The 24,705-nt window shown below is 50.9% G+C and carries 25 protein-coding genes; 16 read left to right on the top strand and 9 right to left on the bottom strand.

The window, feature by feature from the left end; genetic code table 11:
* Nucleotides 1-135 precede the first annotated feature (135 nt).
* From QGT73_RS07865 to QGT73_RS07850, 4 genes are read left to right on the top strand one after another with little or no spacing between them, the layout of a single operon-like run.
* Nucleotides 136-1,431: a TolC family protein gene (locus QGT73_RS07865; protein ID WP_280122092.1), complete on the top strand. Its 1,296-nt coding sequence runs from the start codon at nt 136-138 to the stop codon at nt 1,429-1,431.
* A 14-nt stretch (nt 1,432-1,445) separates the two neighbouring features.
* Complete coding sequence (locus tag QGT73_RS07860; RefSeq protein WP_280122091.1) at nt 1,446-2,621, top strand: efflux RND transporter periplasmic adaptor subunit; 1,176 nt, start codon at nt 1,446-1,448, stop codon at nt 2,619-2,621.
* 13 nt (nt 2,622-2,634) lie between these two features.
* Nucleotides 2,635-3,384 carry an ABC transporter ATP-binding protein gene (locus tag QGT73_RS07855; RefSeq protein WP_280122090.1) on the top strand — a complete coding sequence of 250 codons (750 nt, stop codon included), beginning with the start codon at nt 2,635-2,637 and terminating at the stop codon, nt 3,382-3,384.
* 2 nt (nt 3,385-3,386) lie between these two features.
* Nucleotides 3,387-4,604 (top strand): ABC transporter permease, encoded by a 1,218-nt coding sequence (locus tag QGT73_RS07850; RefSeq protein WP_280122089.1) that lies wholly within the window; start codon nt 3,387-3,389, stop codon nt 4,602-4,604.
* Nucleotides 4,605-4,679: 75 nt separating this feature from the next.
* Here QGT73_RS07850 and QGT73_RS07845 read toward each other — a convergent pair whose 3' ends face one another.
* Both QGT73_RS07845 and QGT73_RS07840 read right to left on the bottom strand, forming a co-directional pair.
* Nucleotides 4,680-5,216: an HD domain-containing protein gene (locus QGT73_RS07845; RefSeq protein ID WP_280122088.1), complete on the bottom strand. Its 537-nt coding sequence runs from the start codon at nt 5,214-5,216 to the stop codon at nt 4,680-4,682.
* An 8-nt stretch (nt 5,217-5,224) separates the two neighbouring features.
* Nucleotides 5,225-6,247 carry a branched-chain amino acid aminotransferase gene (locus QGT73_RS07840; RefSeq protein WP_280122087.1) on the bottom strand — a complete coding sequence of 341 codons (1,023 nt, stop codon included), beginning with the start codon at nt 6,245-6,247 and terminating at the stop codon, nt 5,225-5,227.
* A 199-nt stretch (nt 6,248-6,446) separates the two neighbouring features.
* Between QGT73_RS07840 and aspT the strand changes: the two genes are divergently transcribed.
* A complete protein-coding gene (gene aspT / locus QGT73_RS07835; RefSeq protein ID WP_280122086.1) occupies nt 6,447-8,147 on the top strand; it encodes an aspartate-alanine antiporter in 1,701 nt (566 codons plus the stop codon).
* A 79-nt stretch (nt 8,148-8,226) separates the two neighbouring features.
* On the opposite strand, the gene pyrF is transcribed toward aspT, so the two are convergent.
* The 4 genes from pyrF to QGT73_RS07815 all read right to left on the bottom strand — a co-directional run bounded on the left by pyrF (nt 8,227) and on the right by QGT73_RS07815 (nt 12,253).
* Nucleotides 8,227-9,057 carry an orotidine-5'-phosphate decarboxylase gene (pyrF, locus tag QGT73_RS07830; RefSeq protein ID WP_280122085.1) on the bottom strand — a complete coding sequence of 277 codons (831 nt, stop codon included), beginning with the start codon at nt 9,055-9,057 and terminating at the stop codon, nt 8,227-8,229.
* 28 nt (nt 9,058-9,085) lie between these two features.
* On the bottom strand, nt 9,086-10,666 hold the full coding sequence (locus tag QGT73_RS07825) for a DUF4153 domain-containing protein (protein ID WP_280122084.1): 1,581 nt from the start codon (nt 10,664-10,666) through the stop codon (nt 9,086-9,088).
* A gap of 71 nt (nt 10,667-10,737) precedes the next feature.
* A complete protein-coding gene (gene prfA, locus QGT73_RS07820) occupies nt 10,738-11,847 on the bottom strand; it encodes a peptide chain release factor 1 (RefSeq protein ID WP_123618520.1) in 1,110 nt (369 codons plus the stop codon).
* Between the two features lie 148 nt (nt 11,848-11,995).
* Entirely contained in the window at nt 11,996-12,253 is a 258-nt protein-coding gene (locus QGT73_RS07815; RefSeq protein ID WP_123618519.1) for a type B 50S ribosomal protein L31, read from the bottom strand.
* 383 nt (nt 12,254-12,636) lie between these two features.
* On the opposite strand from QGT73_RS07815, the gene QGT73_RS07810 reads away from it, so the two are divergent.
* The 11 genes from QGT73_RS07810 (at nt 12,637) to QGT73_RS07760 (ending at nt 19,909) form a co-directional block, all read left to right on the top strand.
* Nucleotides 12,637-13,326, top strand: a complete 690-nt coding sequence (locus tag QGT73_RS07810; protein WP_280122083.1) for a hypothetical protein — start codon at nt 12,637-12,639, stop codon at nt 13,324-13,326.
* Nucleotides 13,327-13,518: 192 nt separating this feature from the next.
* The gene (locus QGT73_RS07805; protein ID WP_280122082.1) at nt 13,519-14,961 is read left to right on the top strand and encodes a transcription antitermination factor NusB; all 1,443 of its coding nucleotides are present in this window, start codon (nt 13,519-13,521) and stop codon (nt 14,959-14,961) included.
* A 56-nt stretch (nt 14,962-15,017) separates the two neighbouring features.
* Nucleotides 15,018-15,338, top strand: a complete 321-nt coding sequence (gene yajC, locus QGT73_RS07800; RefSeq protein WP_280122081.1) for a preprotein translocase subunit YajC — start codon at nt 15,018-15,020, stop codon at nt 15,336-15,338.
* Between the two features lie 24 nt (nt 15,339-15,362).
* Nucleotides 15,363-16,334, top strand: coding sequence for a YbbR-like domain-containing protein (locus QGT73_RS07795; RefSeq protein ID WP_280122080.1), 972 nt, complete (start codon nt 15,363-15,365; stop codon nt 16,332-16,334).
* The gene (gene coaE / locus QGT73_RS07790; protein ID WP_280122079.1) at nt 16,331-16,930 is read left to right on the top strand and encodes a dephospho-CoA kinase; all 600 of its coding nucleotides are present in this window, start codon (nt 16,331-16,333) and stop codon (nt 16,928-16,930) included. The genes QGT73_RS07795 and coaE overlap by 4 nt, the downstream gene beginning before the upstream one ends.
* A 266-nt stretch (nt 16,931-17,196) precedes the next feature.
* Nucleotides 17,197-17,394: a YtxH domain-containing protein gene (locus tag QGT73_RS07785; RefSeq protein WP_123617904.1), complete on the top strand. Its 198-nt coding sequence runs from the start codon at nt 17,197-17,199 to the stop codon at nt 17,392-17,394.
* 40 nt (nt 17,395-17,434) lie between these two features.
* Nucleotides 17,435-17,632, top strand: a complete 198-nt coding sequence (locus tag QGT73_RS07780; protein ID WP_123617905.1) for a YtxH domain-containing protein — start codon at nt 17,435-17,437, stop codon at nt 17,630-17,632.
* 138 nt (nt 17,633-17,770) lie between these two features.
* Entirely contained in the window at nt 17,771-18,109 is a 339-nt protein-coding gene (locus tag QGT73_RS07775; protein ID WP_280122078.1) for a hypothetical protein, read from the top strand.
* 2 nt (nt 18,110-18,111) lie between these two features.
* Nucleotides 18,112-18,396 carry a hypothetical protein gene (locus QGT73_RS07770; protein ID WP_280122077.1) on the top strand — a complete coding sequence of 95 codons (285 nt, stop codon included), beginning with the start codon at nt 18,112-18,114 and terminating at the stop codon, nt 18,394-18,396.
* Nucleotides 18,397-18,467: 71 nt separating this feature from the next.
* A complete protein-coding gene (prmA, locus tag QGT73_RS07765) occupies nt 18,468-19,319 on the top strand; it encodes a 50S ribosomal protein L11 methyltransferase (RefSeq protein ID WP_280122076.1) in 852 nt (283 codons plus the stop codon).
* Nucleotides 19,320-19,378: 59 nt separating this feature from the next.
* Nucleotides 19,379-19,909 (top strand): hypothetical protein, encoded by a 531-nt coding sequence (locus QGT73_RS07760; RefSeq protein WP_280122075.1) that lies wholly within the window; start codon nt 19,379-19,381, stop codon nt 19,907-19,909.
* Between the two features lie 10 nt (nt 19,910-19,919).
* Here QGT73_RS07760 and QGT73_RS07755 read toward each other — a convergent pair whose 3' ends face one another.
* The 3 genes from QGT73_RS07755 to QGT73_RS07745 form a co-directional block, all read right to left on the bottom strand.
* On the bottom strand, nt 19,920-21,008 hold the full coding sequence (locus QGT73_RS07755; RefSeq protein ID WP_280122074.1) for a glycosyltransferase: 1,089 nt from the start codon (nt 21,006-21,008) through the stop codon (nt 19,920-19,922).
* Entirely contained in the window at nt 20,983-22,269 is a 1,287-nt protein-coding gene (locus tag QGT73_RS07750; protein ID WP_280122073.1) for a hypothetical protein, read from the bottom strand. The genes QGT73_RS07755 and QGT73_RS07750 overlap by 26 nt, the downstream gene beginning before the upstream one ends.
* Before the next feature lie 81 nt (nt 22,270-22,350).
* Nucleotides 22,351-24,657, bottom strand: coding sequence for an exopolysaccharide transport family protein (locus QGT73_RS07745; RefSeq protein ID WP_280122072.1), 2,307 nt, complete (start codon nt 24,655-24,657; stop codon nt 22,351-22,353).
* Nucleotides 24,658-24,705: the final 48 nt, after the last annotated feature.

Raw genomic sequence — 24,705 nt, 5'->3', positions numbered from 1 at the left:
AATTTTTAGTGTTAAATTTTCATGCTAAACATCAGATTTTTAACGGATTAAACACTTGGCTCCTCGGAGCCGTTAACAAATTCTCAAAAAATAACCGAAGTATTGAGTGTAATTCTAACTGCAATAAATGACGATATGAGAAACCAATTCATTACCGCTATGCTCATCGGCTGCGGAGTCCTTACGGCCGGAGCCGACACATGGAGTTACCGCGACTGCGTGGACTATGCCCGCGACCACAACATATCGCTACGCAAATCACAACTGAACGAAGAGTCTTCGGCCATCAACCTCGACGAAGCCAAAGCCCAATGGCAGCCGACTCTCGACTTTGCCACCTCTCACGGATATGTTAACACTCCGTTTGCCAACGGTTACAAGAACGGCTACAACAGCACCTACGGCCTCAATGCCGGATGGACTGTATGGAACGGCGGCGAGCGCGAAAACACCATCAAGCGCAACGAACTTCAGACAAGTATCGACCGGCTGAACACCGCTGACATAATGCGCACTCTTGAGACCGACTTGCTGCAGGTGTACATCAACATCCTCTACGCCAAAGAGTCGATAGGCATATACGAGGAAGCTGTAAAACTGAGTGAGGCGCAGGCCCAACGAGCCCGCGGGCTCATGGAAGCCGGCCGTATCTCACGTGTGGATTACGCCCAGCTCCAGGCTCAGTATGAACAGGACCGATACAATCTGGTCAATGCCAAAGGCACATACGATGCCCGCCGCATGGAACTAAAAAAGCTTCTCGAGCTCGGCATAGACACTGACATCGAACTTCAGGACGTGGAGTGGACCGCCGAGCAGGTGATGGCCTCGCTGCCCGACATGGCGGAAAGCTATCGGCTGGCTACAGTGACCGATATTAAACTCAAAGGTCTCGAACTGGAGATTGACGGTTCAGATCTCGACATTGCCATCGCCAAGGCTTCGGGACGTCCGCGCCTGTCACTCAACGCCGGAATCGGCACCGGCTATGCTGCTCCCGGTCTTTCGTTCGGGACATCCATGAAACAAAACCTCAACGAGTCAATCGGCCTCACACTGTCTGTGCCTATATTCAACAACAAGCAGACCAAGTCGGCCGTAGCCCGTGCAAACGTCCAGAAAATGAACGCCCGGCTCGACATCGACCAACGGCAGACCGAACTGGCCCAGACCGTAGAAAACTGGTATATCGACACCCGCTCTTCACAGTCACGCTATGAGGCTGCTGTCGAACAGCTCTCATCGGCACGACTGACCAACGAACTGACCAACGAGCAGTTCAGCCTCGGTCTCGTCAACCCAGTGGAACTGATGACAGCCCATAACAATCTTGTCGAGGCGAGTCATTCACTCCTTCAGGCCAAATACATGGCCATGCTCGGTCAGAAAATGATCGAATTTTACCGCACATCAACCATAACACTCCCCTAACAAACAATTACCATATGAAAATATCAGGATTATCGCTCACTCTGCCCCTGGCACTCCTGTTGTGTGCCTGTGGCAAAGAACCGGCAGTGCAGATTGAGACCGTAAAGGCCGAACTTGGCGAACTCACCGAGACAGTTACAGCCACCGGCGAAGTTGAATCAGTGACACAGGTCGACGTCGGCACACAGGTGACCGGCATCATCGACAAACTCTATGTCGACTACAACTCCGTCGTGACAAAAGGACAGCTTATCGCCGAGATCGAGAAGACTCTGCTCCAGAGCGAGCTCAACAGTGCCGAAGCCAATGTCGAGTCGGCCCGCGTGACCTATGAGTACAATCTCACCAACTACAACCGCGACAAAGCTCTGCATGACAAGCAACTGATAAGCGACTATGAATTTCAGACCACGCAAAAAGACCTCGAGGTGTCAAAGACTGCCTATGACAAAGCCAAGGCCGACCGCGTGCGCGCAGCAAAAAACCTCAACTACGCTGAAATCTACTCGCCAATCGACGGCATTGTAATCTCGCGTGAGGTCGAGGTAGGCCAGACCGTCGTGTCGAGCATGAACGTGGCCAATCTCTACACCATCGCCGACCTTGACAACATGCAGGTGATAGGCAATGTAGACGAGGCCGACATAGGCCGTGTAAAAGTAGGCCAGGACGTGACATTCTCGGTCGACGCTTATCCCGATGACCTCTTCGAGGGCAAAGTCACACAGGTGCGTCTCAGCCCCACCACCGAGAGCAACGTCGTGACATATGAAGTGGTGGTTGCCGCTGCCAATCCGGAGCACAAACTCATACCCGGCCTGACCGCCAACCTTACTATCTATGTGATACGCGAACAGAATCTCCTGCTCCTCCCGGCCCAGGCCTTCAAATTTGAGCCGGAAGAGAATGAAGGCAATGAAAAACTTCCGCAGCCGACAGGTACCCCCGACCGCTCGGGCCTGGCCAAAGACGAACGATACGTATGGGTTGTCGACGGCATGTCGCTCGTGCTAACCGTAGTGAAAATCGGCGAATCAAACGGCATAAAGACTCAGATACTGAGCGGACTTTCCGAAGGCACATCCGTAGCTGTCGGTTACACCGAATCGGCTGTCGCCACAGCCAACACCGAGGCTCAGCGAAGCCCCTTCGCCCCCCAGCCCCCGGGCCGCAATAAAAACAAAAAATAGGAGACTTCCCACTATGAGCGAAAATAAAGAAATAATCCGTGTCGACAATCTGCGCCGCGAGTTTATGGTGGGCGGCGAGCGCGTCAAGGCTCTGCGCGGGGTGTCGTTCTCAATAGCCGAGGGTGAATTTGTCACCATCATGGGCACATCCGGCTCGGGCAAATCAACTCTGCTCAATCTGCTCGGCTGTCTTGACACTCCTACCTCGGGCGAGTATATCCTTGACGGAGTGTCGGTACAGTCGATGAGCAAAAACCAGCGCGCTGTCACACGCAACCGCAAAATCGGATTTGTGTTTCAGAACTACAACCTCCTGCCCAAAACCACATCTATCGAAAATGTGGAACTCCCTCTGCTCTACAACTCCTCTGTATCGGCCAAGGAGCGTCGGGAGAGAGCCGTCAAGGCCCTCGAGGCTGTAGGACTGCATGACCGTCTCTATCACAAGAGCAACCAGATGTCGGGCGGACAGCAGCAACGCGTGGCCATTGCCCGCGCGCTGGTCAACGACCCTGTGATAATCCTTGCCGACGAGGCGACCGGCAATCTTGACACACGCACGTCGTTCAGCATCCTCACTCTCTTCCAGGAACTGCACAGACGCGGACGTACCATAATATTCGTAACCCACAATCCCGAACTCGCCCTCTACTCGTCACGCAACATCGTGCTGCGCGACGGCAAGGTGGTCTCGGACACTTATAACCCCGCTCCGGCTTCGACTCGCGAGGCCTACGAAGCACTGCCAACCGACAACGACTGACCATGAAATTAGCCAATCTACTCAAAATAGCACTCAAAGCCCTCAACAATAACAAGCTGAGATGCTTCCTGACCATGCTCGGCATCATCATAGGTGTAGCTTCGGTAATAACCATGCTCGCCATAGGCCAGGGCTCCAAAAACAGCATCAAGGCTCAGATTTCCGAGATGGGCTCCAATATGATAATGATTCGCCCCGGCAACATGCAACGCGGAGGTGTGCGTCAGAATGCCGAAGACATGCAGACTCTCAAGATCGAGGATTACGAGTCCTTGAAATCAGTCCCGGGAGTAGCAGCCGTATCCCCGATGGTCAACTCGAGCGGCCAGCTCGTCAACGGCAACAACAACTATCCCTCAAGCATCTATGGAGTGACACCCGAATATCTTGACATACGCAAACTCAAGGTCAAGGAGGGTTCGATATTTTCCGACCAGGACATCAAGTCGGCCGCCAAAGTGTGTATCCTCGGCAAGACTGTGGTCGACAATCTCTTCTCCAACGGAGAAGACCCTGTGGGCCGTGTGGTTCGATTCGGCAAAATACCGCTGACCGTCATCGGTGTCCTTGAGTCAAAAGGCACCAATTCAATGGGCCAGGACCAGGACGATGTGGTGATAGCCCCCTACACCACTGTGATGAAGCGCATACTTGCCGTCGACTATCTTCAGGAACTGTTTGCAAGCGCGGTCGACGAGTCGCAGACCGAGGAGACCATCGACAACATTACCGAGGTGCTACGCGCCAACCATCGTCTGAAAGAGGATGCCGACAATAACTTTGAGATACGCTCCCAGCAGGAACTCAGCCAGATGATGAACTCCACCTCCGACATGATGACTGTTCTGCTCGCCTGTATCGCCGGCATATCGCTCCTCGTCGGCGGCATCGGCATCATGAACATCATGTATGTATCGGTGACCGAGCGAACACGCGAGATCGGACTGCGCATGTCGATAGGAGCACGAGGCATCGACATACTGTCACAATTTCTCATCGAGGCGGTGATAATAAGTGTCACCGGTGGTGTGATAGGCATCATCCTCGGCATAATCGCCTCATGGCTTGTGACAGTCATCGCCAACTGGCCGGTGGCCATACAGCTCTACTCCGTAGTGCTATCGTTTGCGGTATGTACCGTCACAGGCATCTTCTTCGGATGGTATCCCGCCCAAAAGGCATCCAATCTCGACCCCATCGAAGCCATACGCTACGAATAGAGCCTCGGAAACTCTCAGGAAAAGACAGTAGTACAGGATTATAACAAAAAAATCCTGTACTACTGTCTTTATTATCTATTCAAACTCCGCATGCAGAGCCATGAATCTGTCAAGTGTCGAGTCAGAAATACGCTTCATTGACGCAACGACCCGGTCAAGTGACTTACGCTTCATATCACCGCTCTTGGAGTAAAACTTGTCGGCGTAACACACAAGCCGTTCCAACAACGTCTCCGGCATATACTGCCCCGGAGGCAACGGCAGCGACTGGTTCGTTATATCTTCATCCGAAATTCCGGCTCCGGTGTGACGCTCGGCCACCCGGGCATACTCCTCGCGCAGCCCTTCGCTTCTTATCAGCTTCCCACCAAGCACACCATGCATTATATATGGCTCCTCACCATGACAGTCTATATCGGGAGCATCGGTAAGAAATATGCCTATATCATGAAGCATCGCCGCCTCACGTATCTCGTCACGCTCAAGCGGCAATGCTTTTTTTTCGGCAATCTCGAGCGCGAGCTGCGCCACAGCCTCGCAATGTCGCATATATATTACCCGCCGGAGAGTCTCCGGCGGGTAATATCTGTCAATGACTTGCTGATATGTCATGAAGTATATTATTCGACTATTGTACACCATCCGTGCTTGTCCTCGATTTCACCGAGACGGATAGCGTTGAGGGTCTCATAGAGACGTGTGGTGATCGGACCGGGCTCCCCGTTTTTGGAGATTACATACTTCTTGCCGGTATCGAGGTCATCAATCTCGCCTACGGGCGAAGCCACGGCGGCAGTGCCGACAGCAGCGGCCTCGTCAAGCTCTTCAAGCTCATCAACGGTGATGTGGCGACGTTCTACCTTGATACCCATATCCTCGGCAAGTTGCATGAGGCTCTTGTTGGTGATAGAGGGAAGTATCGAGTTGGACGCGGGTGTGATATAGACTCCGTTCTTGATGGCCATAAAATTGGCGGGACCGCACTCGTCGAGATATTTCTTCTCTTTGGGGTCGAGATATAGCACGGCTGAGTAGCCAAGTTCATGGGCATGCTCACCGGCTGTGAGCGATGCGGCATAATTGCCACCCACTTTCCAGAGGCCTGTGCCGTTAGGAGCCACGCGGTCATACTGGCGCATGATGCAGATATTGGTCGGTTTGAATCCGGTCTTGAAGTAAGGCCCTACGGGTGTGACAAGAATCATAAACAGATATTCCGTAGCGGGCTTGACCCCTACCTGAGCCGACATGCCCAGCTCGATCGGACGGATGTAAAGCGACGCGCCCGAACCGTAAGGGGGCACAAAACGCTCGTTGAGCTTCACCACTTTTATTACCATCTCCTTAAACAGCTCCTCGGGCAGCGGTTCCATAAGGATACCCTTGGCCGACTCGCAAAGACGGCGTGCATTCTCTTCGAGGCGGAAGATACGGATTTTACCATCCTTGCCTCTGAAGGCCTTCAGGCCCTCGAATATCTCCTGTCCGTAATGCAGACAGGTGGCGGCGATATGCATGTTCACCTCTTCGCTCTGAGAGACTTCTATCTCGCCCCACTTGCCGTCACGATAATAGCAACGTACATTGTAATCTGTTGGGATATAGCCAAATGACAGGTTACTCCAGTCTAACTCTTTATCCATGATTCTGTTAAAATTTTCGTTTTAATATGCAAATATAGCGAATTTCTAACAAAAACCAATCAATATACCATAAATTTTCACCGTCACTCATTTTTTTATTCATTATTTGCCCCGTGTCTCTAACTTTATGCCGCAGACGATTGTTTATCTACATAAAAAAATATCCTCTCATTGCATAATCAATAATCCGTTTCAATCTATGCACTGGTTTGTAGAATCACTCCAAAACAATCCGTCCCTCGCCATCTTTCTCACGCTGGGACTCGGCTTTCTTGTAGGCCAATTGAAATACAAGTCTTTCTCGCTGGGCAATGTCACCTCGGTGCTCCTTGTCGGGGTGCTCATCGGACAGCTTGACATCCCTATTCCGGGCCCTATCAAAAACGCTTTCTTTCTCCTCTTCCTCTTCGCTATCGGCTACAGCGTCGGCCCACAGTTTTTTCACGCGCTCAAGGGCGATGGCATTAAGCAGGTGTTGTTTGCCTGCGTGCTGTGCGTGCTGTGCCTCCTCACCACATGGATTGTGGCTCTCCTGATGCACTACAACACCGGCGAAGCCCTCGGTCTTCTCTCCGGCTCGCAGACTATGTCGGCCATAATCGGAGTAGGTACCGACACACTCAACTCGCTCAACGTCTCGGCCGCCGACAAGAAAGCCTGGATTGAAATCATGCCTGTATGCTATGCCGTAACCTACGTGTTCGGCACCATCGGCTCGGCCTATATCCTCGCCAACCTCGGTCCGGCTCTGCTCGGAGGCATCAAGAAAGTAAAGGCCGAGACTGCCGAACTTGAGAAGCAGATGAATCAAGGCTCGGCTTTCTCCGACCCTAACTACATCAACGCTCTTCGTCCTGTGGCTTTCCGAGCCTATCGCGTGGAAGCCGACTTCTTCGACACGCCCAAAAGCATCTCGGAGATTGAGTCCTATCTGGCCGAGCAGGGACGCCGCCTGTTTGTGGAGCGAGTGCGTCAGGGCGGCAAAGTGATGGAGACAGCCCCCGACCTTAGTATCGCCAAGGGCGATGAGATTGTGCTCAGCGGCCGACGTCAGTTTATTATCGGTGACGAGCAGTGGATCGGCTCAGAAATCAACGATGCCGAACTGCTGTCGTTTCCGGCCGAACAGGTCCAGGTTACGGTATCCAAAAAGGGCGCGGCAGGCAAGACTGTCGACCAGATACGCGCTATGAAGGAGATGTATGGCGTCTCCATCAAGAGCATCACCCGCGGCGGCGCGCCTATCCCCGTTCTCGCTCAGGTAAAACTGTATCCCGGCGATGTCATGACCATTGTCGGTCTCAAAAACGAAATCGAGCTTGCCTCACCCGCCCTCGGATATGCCGAGAAACTTTCCGACAAGTCTGACCTTATCCTTGTGGGTCTTGGCATATTTATCGGTGGCATCATAGGCCTGCTCACCCTCCACCTTGGCCAAGTGCCTGTCAGCCTGAGCACCAGCGGCGGCGCGCTCATAGCCGGCCTCTTCTTCGGATGGCTGCGCTCCCGACGCCCCACGTGGGGACGCATCCCGAGCCAGTCGATATGGCTGCTCAACAACCTCGGCCTCAACATGTTTATCGCCGTCATCGGCATCAATTCCGGTCCCTCATTTGTAAGCGGTCTCCAACAGGTTGGCTGGATGCTCTTTGTCATGGGTGCCATCTGCACTACAATCCCGCTTGTGCTTGGCGTGATAATCGGTAAGAAAATCTTCAAATTCCCGGCTGCTATCAACCTCGGATGTTGCGCAGGCAGCCGCACCACTACAGCCTCGCTCGGAGCCATACAGGATGCCATAGGCAGTTCCATCCCCGCGATGGGCTACACCGTCACCTATGCCATCGGCAACACCCTACTGATCCTCTGGGGTGTGGTCATAGTGCTCCTCATGAACTGATTGACATCCGTATAAAAAAACCGACCGGAGTACAGAAGAGCTCTTCTGTACTCCGGTCAGTTTTTTTAACTATGTTCTTTTAGATTACTCCATGAGCCGAAAGAAGCATAGTCATATGGTCGCGGAGCTTACGGGCCTCGGCTGCGGCGACTTCGGCGAAATCCTCACCTGTGGAGGCATAGATAATGCCGCGCGATGAGTTGACTATGAGGCCACACTCGCGGGTCATGCCCCACTTGGCCACTTCGTCAAGACTTCCGCCCTGCGCACCCACACCGGGCACAAGCAGGAAGTTGTCGGGTGCCACACGACGCACCTCCGAGAACATCGCGCCCTGGGTAGCTCCGACCACAAACATCAGTTGGTCCTCGTTGCCCCACTTGCGGGCGGTCTCCAGCACGTGCTCAAACAGGCGTGTGCCGGTCATGTCGGTCAGAAACTGGAAGTCACGGCTGCCGGGATTGGATGTAAGTGCGAGCAATATCACCCAACGGCCCTCATAATCCATAAATGGCTTCACGCTGTCAAAACCCATATAGGGAGCCACCGTGATGGCATCGACACCCATATTCTCAAAAAAAGCACGGGCGTAGAGCGACGATGTGTTGCCTATGTCGCCGCGCTTGGCGTCGGCGATTATGAGCTGATCGGGATAATTCTCACGTATATATTTCACTGTACGGTCAAGAGCCTGCCAACCCTCCACTCCGAGGCTTTCATAGAAAGCTGTGTTGGGCTTATAGGCCACGCAATAGGGAGCGGTGGCGTCGATAATGGCTTTGTTGAACGTAAAGATAGGGTCCTCCACATCACGGAGATGCTCGGGGATTTTCTTGATGTCGGTATCAAGGCCTACACAAAGAAACGAGCCTTTCTTACGGATGTTTTCAAGAAGTTCTGCGCGGTTCATAACTTATATATAAATATGTGTTTATTGATTATTCGTTTTTGGTAAATATGTAGCCCGACATGTTGAGACTGTTGATTTTATGCCTCTCGTTCCATTCACGTTCTGAGTAATGCACATTCACTTCATATGCTACATATATTGTATCTGAACGGCCCGAAGCCTGATGCAATATCACCGGTTGCGCCATGCTTTCCGATGATTTCATTTTCATGATGCTGTCGACAGGCACCTTTATCCCACAGCCGATGTATACGATCAGCACACCGTCCTCTATTGTTTTGGGCATAAACACGTTCCAATCCTTGCGTTGCACATTGTCATACCCTTCGGGGATTGCCACCGAGCTTGACATCGTTTTGATGATATGGTTGCTGAAATCGCCGGCTGTAAGCTCGACAGTCTCTACATGAACATCATCCGTATCACCGCTTTCGCGCTGCATAAACTCTCCGATGTCTGTAAGATTGGCATATGGGAGTATCGAGGTGGCGAAAAACACCACGGCAAACGAGATGGCCACTCCGTTATATGTGCGGGTGCGCCGCAGGCTCAGATAACCGAACACGGCATAACACCACAGATTGAACGTTATGACATAAAGCCGTGTGGATGTGATCCCATACTGGTTCACACGATAGGCAAGCCCGACACTCATAAGCACCAGCAGCGGCAGCATGGCCACCGGCAATATGCGCAAAGCCCTGAGCGTAAGGGTGTCGGTTGGATGGGTGCGCCTTACACCTTCAAGCATAAACATCGACACGAGCACGGCAAGCGACAACCCGGAGACTGCCAAGGTAAGCACCCCTCGGGGCAAATCCCACGTGAAGAGTATCTTGGCTCCGTAGACATACAGTATGCACATATATACGGCCGTGATCATCAACACGAAATATTTGGCCGTGCCACACTGAAATTTCGATGCCTTATACACACCCTCTGTCGCCTCGACCTCGTCACGGCGCGGTATGAGATGGAGAAATATCACAGTGGGAATCATGGCAGTGCATACCACCATTGCACACGTCATTGACGTAAACCCGTCTTTGATGTCAAACAGACTTATGACAGTCATCCATATAACGGAGACTGCCAGGCTGAACGCCCAAGAGAAGACTCCGGCTGTGATAAGCCCGCAGGTCTGACGGTTGGTATAATTCCATGCCCACAGTCTGCGCGAAGGCACAAACAGAATGGCCACACACAAAGCCGTCACCACAGCTATGCGTCCTATTACAAAAGCATCGCCAATCACAGTGTCGGAGATGAGGATATAGACACAGTCGGCCCATAGCAGCACATTTGCCACAATCATAGGCCACTTCAACTGACGTCCGAGATATTCACACCACAGTGTCACCGCAAGTGACAAGGGTATGCCGACCCCGCCGAGATACCACAGCGCGCCGACCACACGTTCGCTGCCACGCACAAACTTACCTTCACCGATAATATATACGATGGCCCAAACGGTAGCATACATCACATAAATCATCGTGACAGGAAATCGCGACCACGCGCCGCGAAACGCCTGCACAAGCATATCAGCCGAAATCTTCGACTTACGGTGCAGGTTGTCTTCACCGATGTAGGGAGGAGGAGTTTCCATGCTGATTGGTTTTGGTTACACTGTGACTTGAATGGCAACCGCCGGAGTAATAGGCGGGATAGAATTGCCTGCTAAAGTTCGGCTGCCTTGAGTTTCTCGGCATTCTCGGCAATGGTGAGCTGGTCGATGACATCCTGTATGTCCCCGTCCATAAATGCCTGCAGATTATATATGGTATAATTGATACGGTGGTCTGTGATACGGCCCTGCGGATAGTTGTAGGTACGTATCTTGGCCGAACGGTCACCCGTCGACACCATAGTCTTGCGGCGCGAGGCTATATCGTCGATATACTTCTGATGCTCCTTGTCATATATGAACGTGCGCAGACGGCTCAGAGCACGCTCCTTGTTCTTGGGCTGATCGCGGGTCTCCGTACACTCTATAAGTATCTCCTCGGTCTCGCCCGTATTGGGATTGCGCCACATGTAGCGCAGACGCACGCCCGACTCTACCTTGTTGACATTCTGGCCGCCGGCTCCGCCCGAACGGAATGTATCCCACTTGATTTCGCCCTCGTTGATTTCCACGTCAAAGGCCTCGGCCTCGGGCAACACAGCTACCGTAGCCGCTGAAGTATGCACACGGCCCTGGGTCTCAGTGGCCGGCACACGCTGCACACGGTGCACGCCCGACTCATATTTCATCGTGCCATACACATTGTCGCCAGTAACGCTCACCACGATTTCCTTATATCCGCCCGCGGCTCCCTCGCTACAGCTCGTCACAGCTACCGACCATCCCTTCGACTCGCAATACTTGGAATACATCTTGAAAAGGTCTCCGGCAAATATGGCAGCTTCGTCACCGCCTGTTCCGCCACGAATCTCAAGCACCACATTCTTCGAATCCTCCGGGTCAGCCGGCACAAGCAGGAGCTTAATCTCCTCCTCAAGCGCGGGCAGAGCATCCGTAGCCTCGTCAAGCTCATCCTTGGCCATCTGACGCAACTCGGCGTCTGACTCCGAGCCGAGCACCTCACGCGCCTCCTCGATATTTCCGAGCAGAGTGCGGTAACGGCGAGTGACGGCCGTAAGTTTTTCAAGGTCTTTATACTCTTTGGTCAGACGGACATAACGCTTCATATCCTGGATTACGGCAGGGTCGGTAATCAGAGTGCTTACCTCCTCAAAACGCGCCTCGATGCCATCCAGTCGTGCTAAAAGTGAATTATCGGACATAAATAACTGTTCGGATTGAAATTTTCTACAAAGATAGCGAAAAAAATACCCACTGCAAAAAAGACACAAAAGAAACATCGGGCCGGTTCTATCCGGGACCTCCGCTTCTTTTGTGTCTTTTGTCCGCTTGTATCTCTTGACGCTGAGATTACTTCTTCTTGTTGCGGTTGCCGTAACGGCTCATGAACTTGTCCACACGACCTGCGGTATCGACGAGCTTCTGCTTGCCGGTGAAGAAGGGGTGTGACGAGCTGGTGATTTCAAGTTTCACCAGAGGATAGGTAACACCGTCAACCTCGATTTCCTCGCGGGTGGCTACAGTGGAACGAGTGATGAAGATCTCATCGTTTGACATGTCCTTGAATACTACTTCACGGTAGTTGGAGGGATGGATGTCTGCTTTCATTTTAGTATTGCGGTTAAATTGTTAACGAATCATTTAATTGACGTTGGTAGGACGCCTGTATTCGTAATGGCGGTGCAAAGGTAGCAATAATCCCCCATTCCCCCAAATCCCCACGCCACTTTTTTCACCAAAAATCGCCCGATTCAGCCATCAGCCCGACTCAGCCCCGTCCACCCCACCCCCTCCCATCCCCGCCACCCTTTTGAAAAAGTGTGAGCGCGGAAGCGCGAAGCCCAACCCCACCCATTAGCCCCATTGCCCTCTCCCTTCCCGGCCGCGAAGCTTTGTCCCCGCCTCCGAGCTTCAGCTCGGCCCACAGCGCGCGGCATTACCGCACCCCTTGCGTCCCCATTCTTACTACCTTTGCCTACAAAAAAGCAGACATGCACGCAAGGAGGCTCATCACCACCCATCAGCCACGCAAGCCACGCATACCCGACATCTGGTGTCACGGCTTCTCACGCCACCTCGGCAGGGCACTCACCCCCGCCGAGCGAAGCGTCATATCCCGTCTTGAGCAAAACCGCCGCAGCCGCCCCCAACCCGTCATGATCATCGACCGACCCGGCCACGACACCACAGCCATCCTGCGCAGCTACCTCGACTACAGGCTCGCCACATCACCCCCGGGAGCCACAGCCATACTCTGCACCCCCTCGCGACCAGCCCGCATCACACGCAACAAAAGGCTCCGCCACATCACCTACCGACAGGCCGACCACATCCGAGGCACCACCCCCGCCTTCATGATGCTCCTCAACGCCCACCAAGCCAAAACCTACTCACCCCTCCTGCGCGACCCGCGCAACTTCAGGCGACTCTGTTCAGCACTCTTCCCCATCCTCGACGCCTCAGGCTTCCTCATCATCCACCTTCAGGCCCCGGCAGCCCCACACCACGCCCCCGGCATCTCCGACTGCCACGCAGCCCCGCAGCCACAGCCCGCCGACCCGCCGCCCGTCACAATCATCACCATCCCCGACATGGCCACCCTCACCCGCCTGCTGGCCACACTCCCCCCATCAACACCACAAGCCCCATCCGGCCCATCCGTCCCGCCCCACCCACTTTAGCGGTACACCGTGCTCCGCAGCCCAAAGCTAAACCGCACGGTAAGCGACCGTTGACATACTGCACACCACTCCACACCCGGCTACGCGACCAAAGTCGCCGCCTGCAAAAAATTATTTCGCCCCGGCATAGCGCATGTATTGGGGATTTTTTGTAACTTTGCAGCGTATTTCAAGAAATAGCTCTTTAAAATTATGATAAATCGAGTTTTGATACGTATAAAGGTAGTTCAGCTACTCTACTCCTACCTGTTGTCGCAGAATGAGTTTCGCATAGAAGCTCAAGTAGAAAACCCTTCACGTGACAAAAAGTATGGCTATGCGCTATATCTCGACCTGCTGATGCTCGTGCTTGAACTCTCGGGCATTGATGTATCCAACGGTCGTCGCGAGTCTCCTCTGCGCGGCCTGTCCCTCAACAAGCACATTCATCAGAGCCTGCTTGCCAAATCGCTAAACTCCAACTTTGAGATTCGAGACATTATAATTAAGGAGCGCGCCAAGCCCGAGGCGTTCGACTCAGTGATACCGACACTTTACCGTGCCATAGCCGAGCTGCCCGCCTACAAGAGCTTCGCAAAAATCAAGACCCCTACCCTGCATGACGAAGTGACATTGTGGCTCTCGATTGTCGAGAACATCTTTGCTCAAAACGCCGAGTTCATGGCCATCGCTCGTCGCAACCCCGACTTCACCATGGCCGGATTCGAGCGCGGCATAGCCTCTCTCAAATCCACCCTCGGCAACTATGGCGACAACCGCTCGTTGGTAATTCACGCCCGCAACTCGCTCGACCATGCCATGGAAAAAGCTTACGAGCTCTACTACAGCCTGCTCCAGCTCGGCATAGAGCTGACCAACGAACAGGCCCTGCGCCTCGACAACGCCAAGCACAAATTCTATCCCACCGATGCCGACCTGCACCCCGACATGCGATTTGTCGAGAACAAATACATCCAGGCCCTCATATCCAATCCCCGGTTCAACGAATACATCGAGAACAACAAAGTCTCATGGGTGGCTCAGGACACCATGACAAGCACGCTGCTCAACGAAGTGCTTCAGTCGGATGCCTATCTCGACTACATGGCCTCACCCGGTGAGAAAACCCTCGAAGAAGACGCTGCACTCTGGCGCACACTCTACAAGAATGTCATCCTCCCGTCCGACACTCTGGCCGAGGCCCTCGAATCGAAATCCATCTATTGGAACGACGACCTTCAGGAAATGGGCACATTCGTCCTGAAAACCATACGACGCATCGCCATAGCCACAGACGAGGACTCCGCCACTTCGGCCATCATGCCTATGTACAAGGACGAAGAGGACAGCCACTTCGGTGCCGACATGCTCTCGAGTGCCATCAAGCATTGCGACGAATACAAGGAGCTCATCGAAAAATTTGTCAACACAGCCCGCTGGGACGCCGACCGTCTCGCATTCATGGACATCGTAATAATGGTAGCCGCAATCACCGAGATTATCGACTATCCCGCCATCCCGCTGGCTGTCTCCCTCAATGAGTACATCGAGATTGCCAACCACTACTCGACCCCGCGCAGCGGTTCGTTTATCAACGGCATTCTTTACTCGGTAGTCAAATATCTCAAAGAGGAAAACAAAATCTTTAAGAGCTGAACAAACGTTTATACTAATAATTAACTTCGGTAAAAATCAACAAACCACAACCCGATATGCTTAACAACATTCTTCTCCAGGCCCAAGGCACAGGATGGGCCAACATCCTGATGATCGTAGTGCTCATTGCCATCTTCTACCTGTTCATGATTCGTCCGCAGCAGAAAAAGCAGAACGAAATCAAGAAATTCCGCGAAGGCATCAAAGCCGGCGACCGCGTAGTCACCGCCGGAGGCATCTACGGCAAAGTACGCTCGGTTGGCGACAACACTTTCGATCTCGAAATTGCCAAGGACGTCCGCATAACCATTGACAAAGGCTCGGTATACCCCTCTGCACAGCAGGCTGCACAGGACGCCCAGGCCGACAACAAATAATCCCGGCCAAGACTCCGCATCCACATGAAGGATAAAGTCAGATATATCATACAGCGTGTAAGCACAGCCCTTCGCTCAAGCCGAGGGAAGGATGTGCTTACATACCTTATGTTTGTGGCTGTAGCCTTCGTGTTTTGGGTATTCATGTCTCTCGACACCGAGATGCAGCGCGACTTTGACGTCCCCGTCGAAATCAGCGAGATACCCGACAGCGTCACTCTCATAGGTCAGCCCCCCGCCTCATTGGCCGTCAGCGTCAAGGGCAAAGACTCCCACCTCATAAGATTTTTGTGGGGTAAAATGTCTCCCGTAAAATTCAAATGGGCCGACAATGCTTCGGACGGCTCCCTGCTCCTGCCCGCCGCCCGCATGGACACCAAACTTCGCGACTACTTCGGACCTGGCGTCGAGATTGTATCGTGTCGTCCTGACTCCCTGCGCATACCCTACACCTCACAACCGGGCGTTAGGGTGAAACTCATCGTCCAGACCGACATTCACCCCAACCTGCAATACATTGTCTCGGGCACCCCTTACGCCGATGTCGACTCAGTGACCCTATATTCGGTCAACGACATCCCTCATTCGCTCAAGATGGTAAGCACCGAGCCGATAGTCAAGTCCGGGCTCAAGGACACAGCCCGCTATGAAGTCAAGGTCAAACCGATAGCCGGAGTGCGAATAGTGCCCGACAAGGTGACTGTGACTGTACCGGTCGAGCCCCTCATCGCCCGTAAACGCATGGCTGTCATCGAACCGCAGGGTGTACCCGCCGGAAAGCACCTGGTCACATTCCCCTCCAAGGTCGAAGTATCATACCTCGTACCGATGAGCGCGTATAATGACGAATATCCCCTCAAGGCATTTGTCGAATATGCCGATGTAAAAAATCCCGGCAACAAGATACCCGTGACTCTCTCGATGATTCCGAGCATATATCACAGCGTATCGTTCTCACCCGAAAGTGTCGAATACATAATCGAAGACGCCGAATGACCGTCAATCGTCCCTACATCATAGCCATCAACGGAGGCATCGGCAGCGGAAAAAGTGTCGTAAGCCGCATAGTCACGGCAATGGGCTATCCCGTCTATGACTGTGACGCCCGGGCACGGCAACTCATGGACAGCAGCGACGAAATCAAGGCTGCCATATCAGCCGACATCCACCGTGCATGCATAAAAGATGGCCTGATCGACCGCGCCATGCTCGCATCAATAGTGTTTGAGGACAAAGAAAAACTTGCCATTCTCAACTCCATCGTACATGGTGCCGTGCGAGAGCATTTCGCGTCATGGGCCGAAAATCAGCCCGGCACCGTATGTTTTGTCGAGACAGCAATCCTTTATCAGAGCGGCATGGACACCATGGTCGATGAAGTATGGACTGTCGACGCCCCGCTTGACCTGCGCATTGAGCGCGTAATGAAACGCAACGGCCTCACACGCGAGGCTGTAATGTCACGGATTACCACCCAGGACTCCTACACCCCCGCCACCCCCCATCCTCTCGTCCGCCTGATAATCAACGATGCCGACACCCCCCTCCTCCCTCGCATCGAACAACTCACCTCCACCCTCCCCACCCGCTAACAACCTGCTTTTCGCACAAGCCTGACATACCCCACCCGTCATCTATAGATTGGCATTGTGAATACACCTGTAAATCCATCGCGAACATCCAATTTTAATATTTTTCCCCATAGAGTTTGCCAAGACGAGATTTTGTTAGTAACTTAGAGGCACAAAAAATCACATTTGTGTCACAAAGGCGTAAACCTTTTTGACGACACGGACGTTGATAAGTCATGACAACTAACTTCGGTCGCTAATGTGGCCAAATATAAAATAACAAAATTATGAAAGCTTTAAACATTGTGCTCGCAGTATTAGGAGGTGCCATCGCCGGTGCCACAGTAGGTCTTCTTCTCGCTCCCGAGAAAGGAGAAAATACCCGTAAAAACATCGTAAAATATCTCGAGAGCAAGGGCATCAAGCTCCAGAAGAGCAAACTTGAGGAACTCGCCGACGAAATTGCCGACGAACTCGGGAAATAATATCAGAAAAGATTAACACCACAATACAATCCACTGCATTATGTCAAACTTATCTACACTCTATGCTTTCATCGGTGGCGCAATCGTCGGAGCCGGAGCCGCAATTCTCTTTGCTCCCGAGAAAGGCGAAGACGTACGCACACGTATCGCTGAACTTCTCCGTAAGAAAGGCATTCTGTGCTCCGACAACGAAATCGACGCACTCGTTGAGCAACTGACAACTCAGATTGACGACTGAAATAAGCCAGTCCCAATCTACTCGACATAAATACATCGTCAGGGGCACGCCGGCTCATATCCTCGTGCCCCTGACGTGTTATTGACAATATGTCTGTTCCACTACCCCCATCACATATTCCACCATAATTAACTCACTATGCCGGAAATACGCGATCAGATATCAAGCATCTGGTTAGAAATCAAAGAAACCCTCAAGCTTAACTTTGATTACGCCAAACTCACCGCCACCGAAAAACTTACCGTACTCCTGTCTATGATAGGTCTCGCTCTTGTATGTTTCGCATTGGCTTCGATAATAATATTTCTGATTTCACTCGGGCTCATGCTCCTGCTGGCAAAGAGTACAGGACTGTTTGGCGCATGCATGATTATGGCGGGAATATATGCCATGATACTTGCCGCTGCCATATTGTTGCGCCGACAACTTATAATCGATCCCATAGCCCGCTTTATCTCCCACTTGTTTCTTAAGTAATCATGTCGAACGCCAAACAACTGCCACACAATACCGAAGAGTGGAAGGGATACACCCTTGAAGAAATCCGCTATGCCCGCGCTTACACAGCGGCCCGTATGGAACTAAACCGCGAACGTCTCACTGCCCGCGCTCGTGACATGCAAAAAAACGGGCTCAAACCGGGCGTGTCGAAAGGAATGCTCGGCAAAATGCTCGGAGCGTTCAGTTACATCGACATCGCGCTGCTCACATGGCGTGTAGGACGCAAACTGTTCAGAGTAACCCGAGCCATAAAAGGTAAATAATACCGGCTATAATATAATCTCCACGTTCCCATCACAATCATAATAGTATCACCTGTATTCTTGCAATCAACATGAACGATTATACCGAAGTACGCCTCGACCTCAACCCTTGCACCGAAACCCACACCGACATTCTCGCAGCCATGCTTGCAGAGGCCGATTATGAAAGTTTTGTACCGGACAGCACCGGTCTGACCGCATATATCAGAAAAGAAGACTTCAGCCCAATGGCTCTTGACCATGTGATACGCGAATTTCCGATGGACACTGCGATATCACCGTCTCATTCAGTCGTAGAGGGACAGGACTGGAATGCCGAATGGGAGAAAAACTACTTCAAGCCTATCGTAATCGATAATCTTTGTGCAATACATTCGTCATTTCACAAAGATGTGCCGGCATGCAAGTATGATATACTCATCGACCCTAAAATGGCTTTCGGGACCGGCCATCACGCAACAACGACTCTGATACTGCGTCGTCTGCTTGCAATGGACCTCACAGGCAGAAAGGTTGTAGACATGGGCACCGGAACCGGCATTCTCGCCATACTTGCCGACATGCGCGGTGCCGCCAGAATCGACGCCGTGGAGATTGATGAGTTTGCCTATGAGAACGCAAAAGAGAACGTAAAACTCAACAATGCCTCACACATTGCCCTGCACCATGGTGACGCATCAACTCTTGCAACAATACGCGACATCGACCTCTTTATAGCCAATATCAATCGCAATATCATAACCGCAGACCTTGCAGCCTATGCCGACACGTTGTCACCCGGCGCATCGGTGGTTTTGAGCGGATTTTATGAAGAGGACATACCCGTAATAATGAAAACGGCCGAGACATTGGGGCTAAAATATGCCGACCACACTGTGCTTGATCGCTGGGCCTCGCTCCATCTGAAAACAGACGAAGCATAGAGTTCGGTTAAAGCATCTGCCCTCCTCTCTCCTTCTCCAATCTGTCAGCATTATATATAATGAAAAGAACCGCCATATCAATCATCACATTTCTGTCTCTCCTTTCAGCCAATGCACAGACCAACGACAATACCCCGCAACATGGATTCACCTGGGGAGTGGAAGTCGGATCGGGAATAGACATGGGAGGCGATAACATGTCGACCCTCAATCTCGCGGCACTCATAGGCTACCGTACATCCTGGATTAACTTTGCCGGAGTCGGACTCGGAATCGACATGATGATGTCCAATTCATGCCGCTCATTTCCAATATATGGTATGATACGTTCTTCGTTTGCCGAGAAACCCAAACTGTTTTTTGCCGAAATGAGAGCAGGAGTTGCATTAAACCAAGCCACCGACGTGCCTGACCGCACCAACCTGTTTCTTCAGCCAGGAGCCGGAATATATCTGGCCACAGGCAAAACCTTCGCGTCCTACATAACACTGTCATACACCTACAACGCCATGACATTCTATGGCGACAAGAAAGACACTCTCGTGCATGGACTCAACATGGCCACGCTTTCGCTCGGAGTGACATTCTGATACAATAATGTTAGCGATGTATCAATCGTCTGATCCAATCACGTCCTTCATTCAATACACGAGAAACGACATATGATTTCCGGAATCTGAACGCCATCCGCTGCAACAGTGACAATTGCCTATACTCACCCGTCTCTGCAATCTGACTTATATATGGATGATTTACAGCCAGAGAGTGAAGCCGACGCTTTTCCGCCTGACTGAAATCAGAAGCATATATGTGACGTAAATGTGAACGCAGATTGCCTATCATATTGCCGACTGCTATCAGCTCGGCATCCGGATAGCCAAGCTCCGAAAGTCTGGTTCTTAAGAATCTACTAAACACAACACTGCGCTCAATTCTGTCAGCCTTATACATCTTACTCAGCGACATGTGGTTGTCTCGATAAAAATAGAACGGATAAGATGTATATGCTATAGCCCCGCTTTTGGCAGCAAATTCTATATTAAACACATAGTCTTCACTTATCAATTCACGTTCAGAATGAAATCTGACTCCGCTCCTGATTATGGCATCTCGCCTATATAATCCTGCACAAGCACTTGCATTGGCCAAAATCCTGTCAGTCGCAAGCTCCGACACAGCCATTGTCTCAGCAAGCATCGGCATTGCTTTTTCAGGGAATTTATCTAAAACCTGATATTCATTTCCACCCTTCGTCTCAACAGCATGGCCATGTATATGTTCGCCACAACGTTTCAGAAGGTATCGCACCTGGTCCACACCTGCGCACTCCGCAATGTCGACACATGTCTTTAAGGCGTTCAATGCCAAGCAATCATCTGAGTCAACAAAACATACCCATTGTCCGCAAGCATAATCCAGGCCTGTATTACGGGCATATCCCAAGCCTGCATTTTCTTTATGGACAACCCTTATACGTGAGTCTGTCCGAGCATAATTATCGCACATTTCCGGGCACCTGTCAGGAGAGCCATCATCGACCAAAATTATTTCAATATCCCTCAACGACTGATTTCTGATGCTTTGTAAGCACGTATCAAGATATTGCTCTACGTTATATACAGGAATAATAACCGAAACGACTGGCTTCATTTGATATGCGGCTCTACGATTTGATTCTCTTTTGTTCATCTTCAGCCATTGGCTGCAAACCTCTCAGACAGATATAAAACATTATCATGCATATATAAAAACTTCTATACTGGTCATTATATACAAGAATCAGCGTTGTCACCAACAGCATATAAAGTTTTATATTATTGGCACGCACATGTTTGTCCGACGTAAACAGTATCGACATCAAATCATACATCATCCATATAAGCCCGATCAAGCCCAACTGAATCACTATAAAAAAGAACATGATTGAAGACCCCTGGAGAAACCATTGATATTTGGATGCAAACTCTGACGTCGACAATACCTGACCACCCTTAAACTGGCCGACTCCTGCACCCAACAGCATTCCGCCTCCTGTAGACGAGCTAAGAATTTCGGGGACAGCGACAAAGCGACCATAACGCGGCAAATCGACAACCCACAGATTATCTGTCTCAATGACTTCATCCTGTACTAACTCGGCCAACTCCATAAGATGATCTATGTCATCACCGATTAAATATTCCGTAAAATATTCTGAATCGAAATGATCGCTCTGCACATCTATTGCCACAAGATAGATATAACCGGCAACGCAAAACAGCACCAATGACAACGGCAATGCAAAAATCAATTTCCCGATAACCTTCTTATCGATTACAATTAACAAGACGAAGTAAAACATAAAATATAATACGCTTATCTTCGTCTCGTTCAAGAAAGTCGGGAACAGCAGGAACACATATACACGATTGGCCCAAAGATTCTGAAAATAAGATTTATTCTCATTCCACTCTTTATTGATGAGATAGAATGATATTATATAAATCAATGTCGATACCTGGCCAGATGCAAATTTACCAAGCGAACCGCCGCCCGCATCACCTGCACCAAATCGAATGAACTGGCTGACAAGACAGGGCACCTGAAGCCATAGAAAAATATACAACATTTTATCAAATGACTTGACAAATCGTTCCGAGTCATTTGAAATCAGCATATATCGAATTATCGGGGCTGCAAACAACAAGCCGACAAAATCGCGGCATCCATTAACAAACTCTATACAACCCTGATGATTAACAAATGCCGACAATCCGCCAATAGCACAGAATGAGACAAGCACTATCGTATCGCGACGATTCTTAATTGTCGACACACCCAATACTACATAAGCCAGATCACAAAGCATGTTGACATAACTGCGTGTCGGCTCAAGCGCGGTAATCAGGTCAGTACACACGAATCCCCAACACAGCTGTATCCACAGGGCTGTGAAGAGGATTCCTGTCATGAGTTTGTATCTATCTACCATCAGACGGCGAGACCTACAGATGTAAAAATATTACACTATCTATCCAACAGCGACATGCGGTCACTTCTTGGCTGAGTAGCCGTAACCGTAGCCTTTCTTGCTGTGGGTGCCATTGATTACAACCGATAGTTTTTTGAGACGCTTGTCCTCATAGATCGACTCGACAAACTTCAAGTCGTCGAGCGTGCTGTAATTGATACGTGTCACATAGATAGAGGCATCGGCGATACGGTCGAGAGTAAAGGTGTCACTGACCATACCTACAGGTGCGGTGTCAACAATTATATAGTCATACATGGGACGCAACTGTTCAAACAACTTGTCGACAGCGTCGCTCATAAGCAGTTCGGCAGGATTAGGCGGAATCGGACCGGCGACAATCACGTCGAGCGATGAAGTGCCTTCAACATGGCTGATAATGTCGGACAGAGCGAGATTTCCCGCTGACAGATAGTTGGTAAGGCCCCATTTGGGATTAATGCCAAGATAGTTGCCGATCTGCGGGTTGCGAATATCCATGCCGACAAGCAGCACTTTCTTACCATGCTGAAGTGCGAGCGATGCTGCGAGGTTTATCGCGATAAACGATTTGCCCTCGCCCGATTTGGTAGAAGTCATGAGCACAATCTTGTCGCCCGAACCGCCAAGCAGAAACTGGAGATTGGAGCGCAACAGACGGAAAAGCTCTGTAGCCGATGACGTGTCATGCTCTGTAACCACAAGACTGCGGCCGGAATGGTCAGTGCACATTTCGCCAAGCACCGGAGCAGAGATGTGACGCTCCACTTCCTCACGCGACTCGGCTTTGTTGAGTATGAGTTTACGTAAGTATAAATATATCGGAGGCAATATGATACCTATCAAAAAGAATACGATAAGTATCATTTTGTTTGACGCACCAAGCGGCTCGCTCAACACGTATGCCTCATCGACAATCTTACCCTTGGGAATAGAGTTGGCCAGCAGCATGGCATTCTCCTCCTGACGCTGGAGAAGAAAGAGATAAATCTCCTGCTTCATCTCCTGCTGACGCTTCATATTGACATACTCACGTTCCTGCGTGGGTATACGGCCAAGTTTGGATCTATTGTCGCCCTGCTGCGAGATGAGGTCTTTCAGTCTCACACGCGAGGCATCAATGGCCCGGTCGGTCGTTGCAAGAATGTTGCGACGGGTCATGTCCATGCGATTTTCAATTTTGCGTAACGCATAGTTGTCAGCCTTGGCATTATTGAGCAACTCGATACGTTCCATTACCAGGGAATTATACGCAGAAATACCATGTTGAACAGAAGCCGTCGACACGGTGGTAGGCACCAGTTCGGTATTAAGTATCGAATCTGTAAAGAAATCGCGTGTGAGTTGCAGGAGTTCCAGCTCCGTCTCAAGAGCCACGATATTATTTTCAAGAGTGCTCTTCTTGGAACTGCGGTAAGCGGCCTCGGCCTGAATATCTGTAATACCGTTGGCCTCCTTATAACGCTGTATGGCCGACTCTGCATCATCAAGGTCATGCCCCATCAGACGTATGCGGTCCTCAAGGAATGTCGCAGTCTTCTGGCCCTGAAGATTTTTTTCGTATATACCGCGCTCGTTATACTTTTCGAGAATCTCGTTGAGTATCGCGCTGCCATAGACGGGATTGGGTGTGTCGAATGCAAGTGTTATGACATTGCTCTTTTTACTTGCCAGGCTGGCCTCGACCTGATCGGTAAGCATCTCAGCACCTGACTCATAGCCGGCAAAAGAGATAACGCTTTTCACCTTTTTGCCTTTGGGATATGATTCAGTGGCCTTGACGGTAAAATCGCCATAGTCAGTCTTGACAACCGTCGGGAGCTTCACTCCGCTTATGTCGGCAATAGTCTCTTTTTTTGCCTTCACACTGATGTCTGCAATGCCGCTTTCATCAGTTTTAACCTTAAAGACAAGTGTTGTGCGAAGTGTGTCGGCTATACCCTGAGCCTCGACATCAATAGGAAAGTCGGGATATGAGAGCGCAGACTTCAAGAAGCCCGTACGCACATAGTGTGTCTTGTTGATGCCCAACGCTTTGACCACATTGCGATAAAGCGAGTGGGAAGAGATTACAAACACCTCATCCTGCACATTGGCATTTGAGCCAAACAGCGCGCCTATACCATTGTTTTTTCCTTTGGCTGACGATGCGCCGAAAGGTCCGTCATCATCCTGTGATATAAGAATATTGGCTCTAACAGCCATATTCCGGCTATGCATGCGCGTGTATAGAAATCCCAACACAAGACACAGGAATATGGATATTACAAAATAATACCATTTTGAGGCGTATGAGCGCAACAGGCCCATTATATCTAAATATTCAGCCTTCGGACGGGCGTTTGCCATGATACTTATTATAAAATATATTGTGTTTTCCGGGTTATATTCTCAACA

The organism is Duncaniella muricolitica (assembly GCF_910574735.1).
Classification (GTDB): Bacteria; Bacteroidota; Bacteroidia; order Bacteroidales; family Muribaculaceae; genus Duncaniella; species Duncaniella muricolitica.
This window is presented reverse-complemented; position numbering and strand designations above follow the sequence as displayed.

Excerpts from the sequence above, each read along its gene's own strand:
- QGT73_RS07865 (WP_280122092.1), top strand. The coding sequence starts at position 136 with ATGAGAAACCAATTCATTACCGCTATGCTCATCGGCTGCGGAGTCCTT.
- QGT73_RS07860 (WP_280122091.1), top strand. The coding sequence starts at position 1,446 with ATGAAAATATCAGGATTATCGCTCACTCTGCCCCTGGCACTCCTGTTG.
- QGT73_RS07855 (WP_280122090.1), top strand. The coding sequence starts at position 2,635 with ATGAGCGAAAATAAAGAAATAATCCGTGTCGACAATCTGCGCCGCGAG.
- QGT73_RS07850 (WP_280122089.1), top strand. The coding sequence starts at position 3,387 with ATGAAATTAGCCAATCTACTCAAAATAGCACTCAAAGCCCTCAACAAT.
- QGT73_RS07845 (WP_280122088.1), bottom strand. The coding sequence starts at position 5,216 with ATGACATATCAGCAAGTCATTGACAGATATTACCCGCCGGAGACTCTC.
- QGT73_RS07840 (WP_280122087.1), bottom strand. The coding sequence starts at position 6,247 with ATGGATAAAGAGTTAGACTGGAGTAACCTGTCATTTGGCTATATCCCA.
- aspT (WP_280122086.1), top strand. The coding sequence starts at position 6,447 with ATGCACTGGTTTGTAGAATCACTCCAAAACAATCCGTCCCTCGCCATC.
- pyrF (WP_280122085.1), bottom strand. The coding sequence starts at position 9,057 with ATGAACCGCGCAGAACTTCTTGAAAACATCCGTAAGAAAGGCTCGTTT.
- QGT73_RS07825 (WP_280122084.1), bottom strand. The coding sequence starts at position 10,666 with ATGGAAACTCCTCCTCCCTACATCGGTGAAGACAACCTGCACCGTAAG.
- prfA (WP_123618520.1), bottom strand. The coding sequence starts at position 11,847 with ATGTCCGATAATTCACTTTTAGCACGACTGGATGGCATCGAGGCGCGT.
- QGT73_RS07815 (WP_123618519.1), bottom strand. The coding sequence starts at position 12,253 with ATGAAAGCAGACATCCATCCCTCCAACTACCGTGAAGTAGTATTCAAG.
- QGT73_RS07810 (WP_280122083.1), top strand. The coding sequence starts at position 12,637 with ATGCACGCAAGGAGGCTCATCACCACCCATCAGCCACGCAAGCCACGC.
- QGT73_RS07805 (WP_280122082.1), top strand. The coding sequence starts at position 13,519 with ATGATAAATCGAGTTTTGATACGTATAAAGGTAGTTCAGCTACTCTAC.
- yajC (WP_280122081.1), top strand. The coding sequence starts at position 15,018 with ATGCTTAACAACATTCTTCTCCAGGCCCAAGGCACAGGATGGGCCAAC.
- QGT73_RS07795 (WP_280122080.1), top strand. The coding sequence starts at position 15,363 with ATGAAGGATAAAGTCAGATATATCATACAGCGTGTAAGCACAGCCCTT.
- coaE (WP_280122079.1), top strand. The coding sequence starts at position 16,331 with ATGACCGTCAATCGTCCCTACATCATAGCCATCAACGGAGGCATCGGC.
- QGT73_RS07785 (WP_123617904.1), top strand. The coding sequence starts at position 17,197 with ATGAAAGCTTTAAACATTGTGCTCGCAGTATTAGGAGGTGCCATCGCC.
- QGT73_RS07780 (WP_123617905.1), top strand. The coding sequence starts at position 17,435 with ATGTCAAACTTATCTACACTCTATGCTTTCATCGGTGGCGCAATCGTC.
- QGT73_RS07775 (WP_280122078.1), top strand. The coding sequence starts at position 17,771 with ATGCCGGAAATACGCGATCAGATATCAAGCATCTGGTTAGAAATCAAA.
- QGT73_RS07770 (WP_280122077.1), top strand. The coding sequence starts at position 18,112 with ATGTCGAACGCCAAACAACTGCCACACAATACCGAAGAGTGGAAGGGA.
- prmA (WP_280122076.1), top strand. The coding sequence starts at position 18,468 with ATGAACGATTATACCGAAGTACGCCTCGACCTCAACCCTTGCACCGAA.
- QGT73_RS07760 (WP_280122075.1), top strand. The coding sequence starts at position 19,379 with ATGAAAAGAACCGCCATATCAATCATCACATTTCTGTCTCTCCTTTCA.
- QGT73_RS07755 (WP_280122074.1), bottom strand. The coding sequence starts at position 21,008 with ATGAACAAAAGAGAATCAAATCGTAGAGCCGCATATCAAATGAAGCCA.
- QGT73_RS07750 (WP_280122073.1), bottom strand. The coding sequence starts at position 22,269 with ATGACAGGAATCCTCTTCACAGCCCTGTGGATACAGCTGTGTTGGGGA.
- QGT73_RS07745 (WP_280122072.1), bottom strand. The coding sequence starts at position 24,657 with ATGGCAAACGCCCGTCCGAAGGCTGAATATTTAGATATAATGGGCCTG.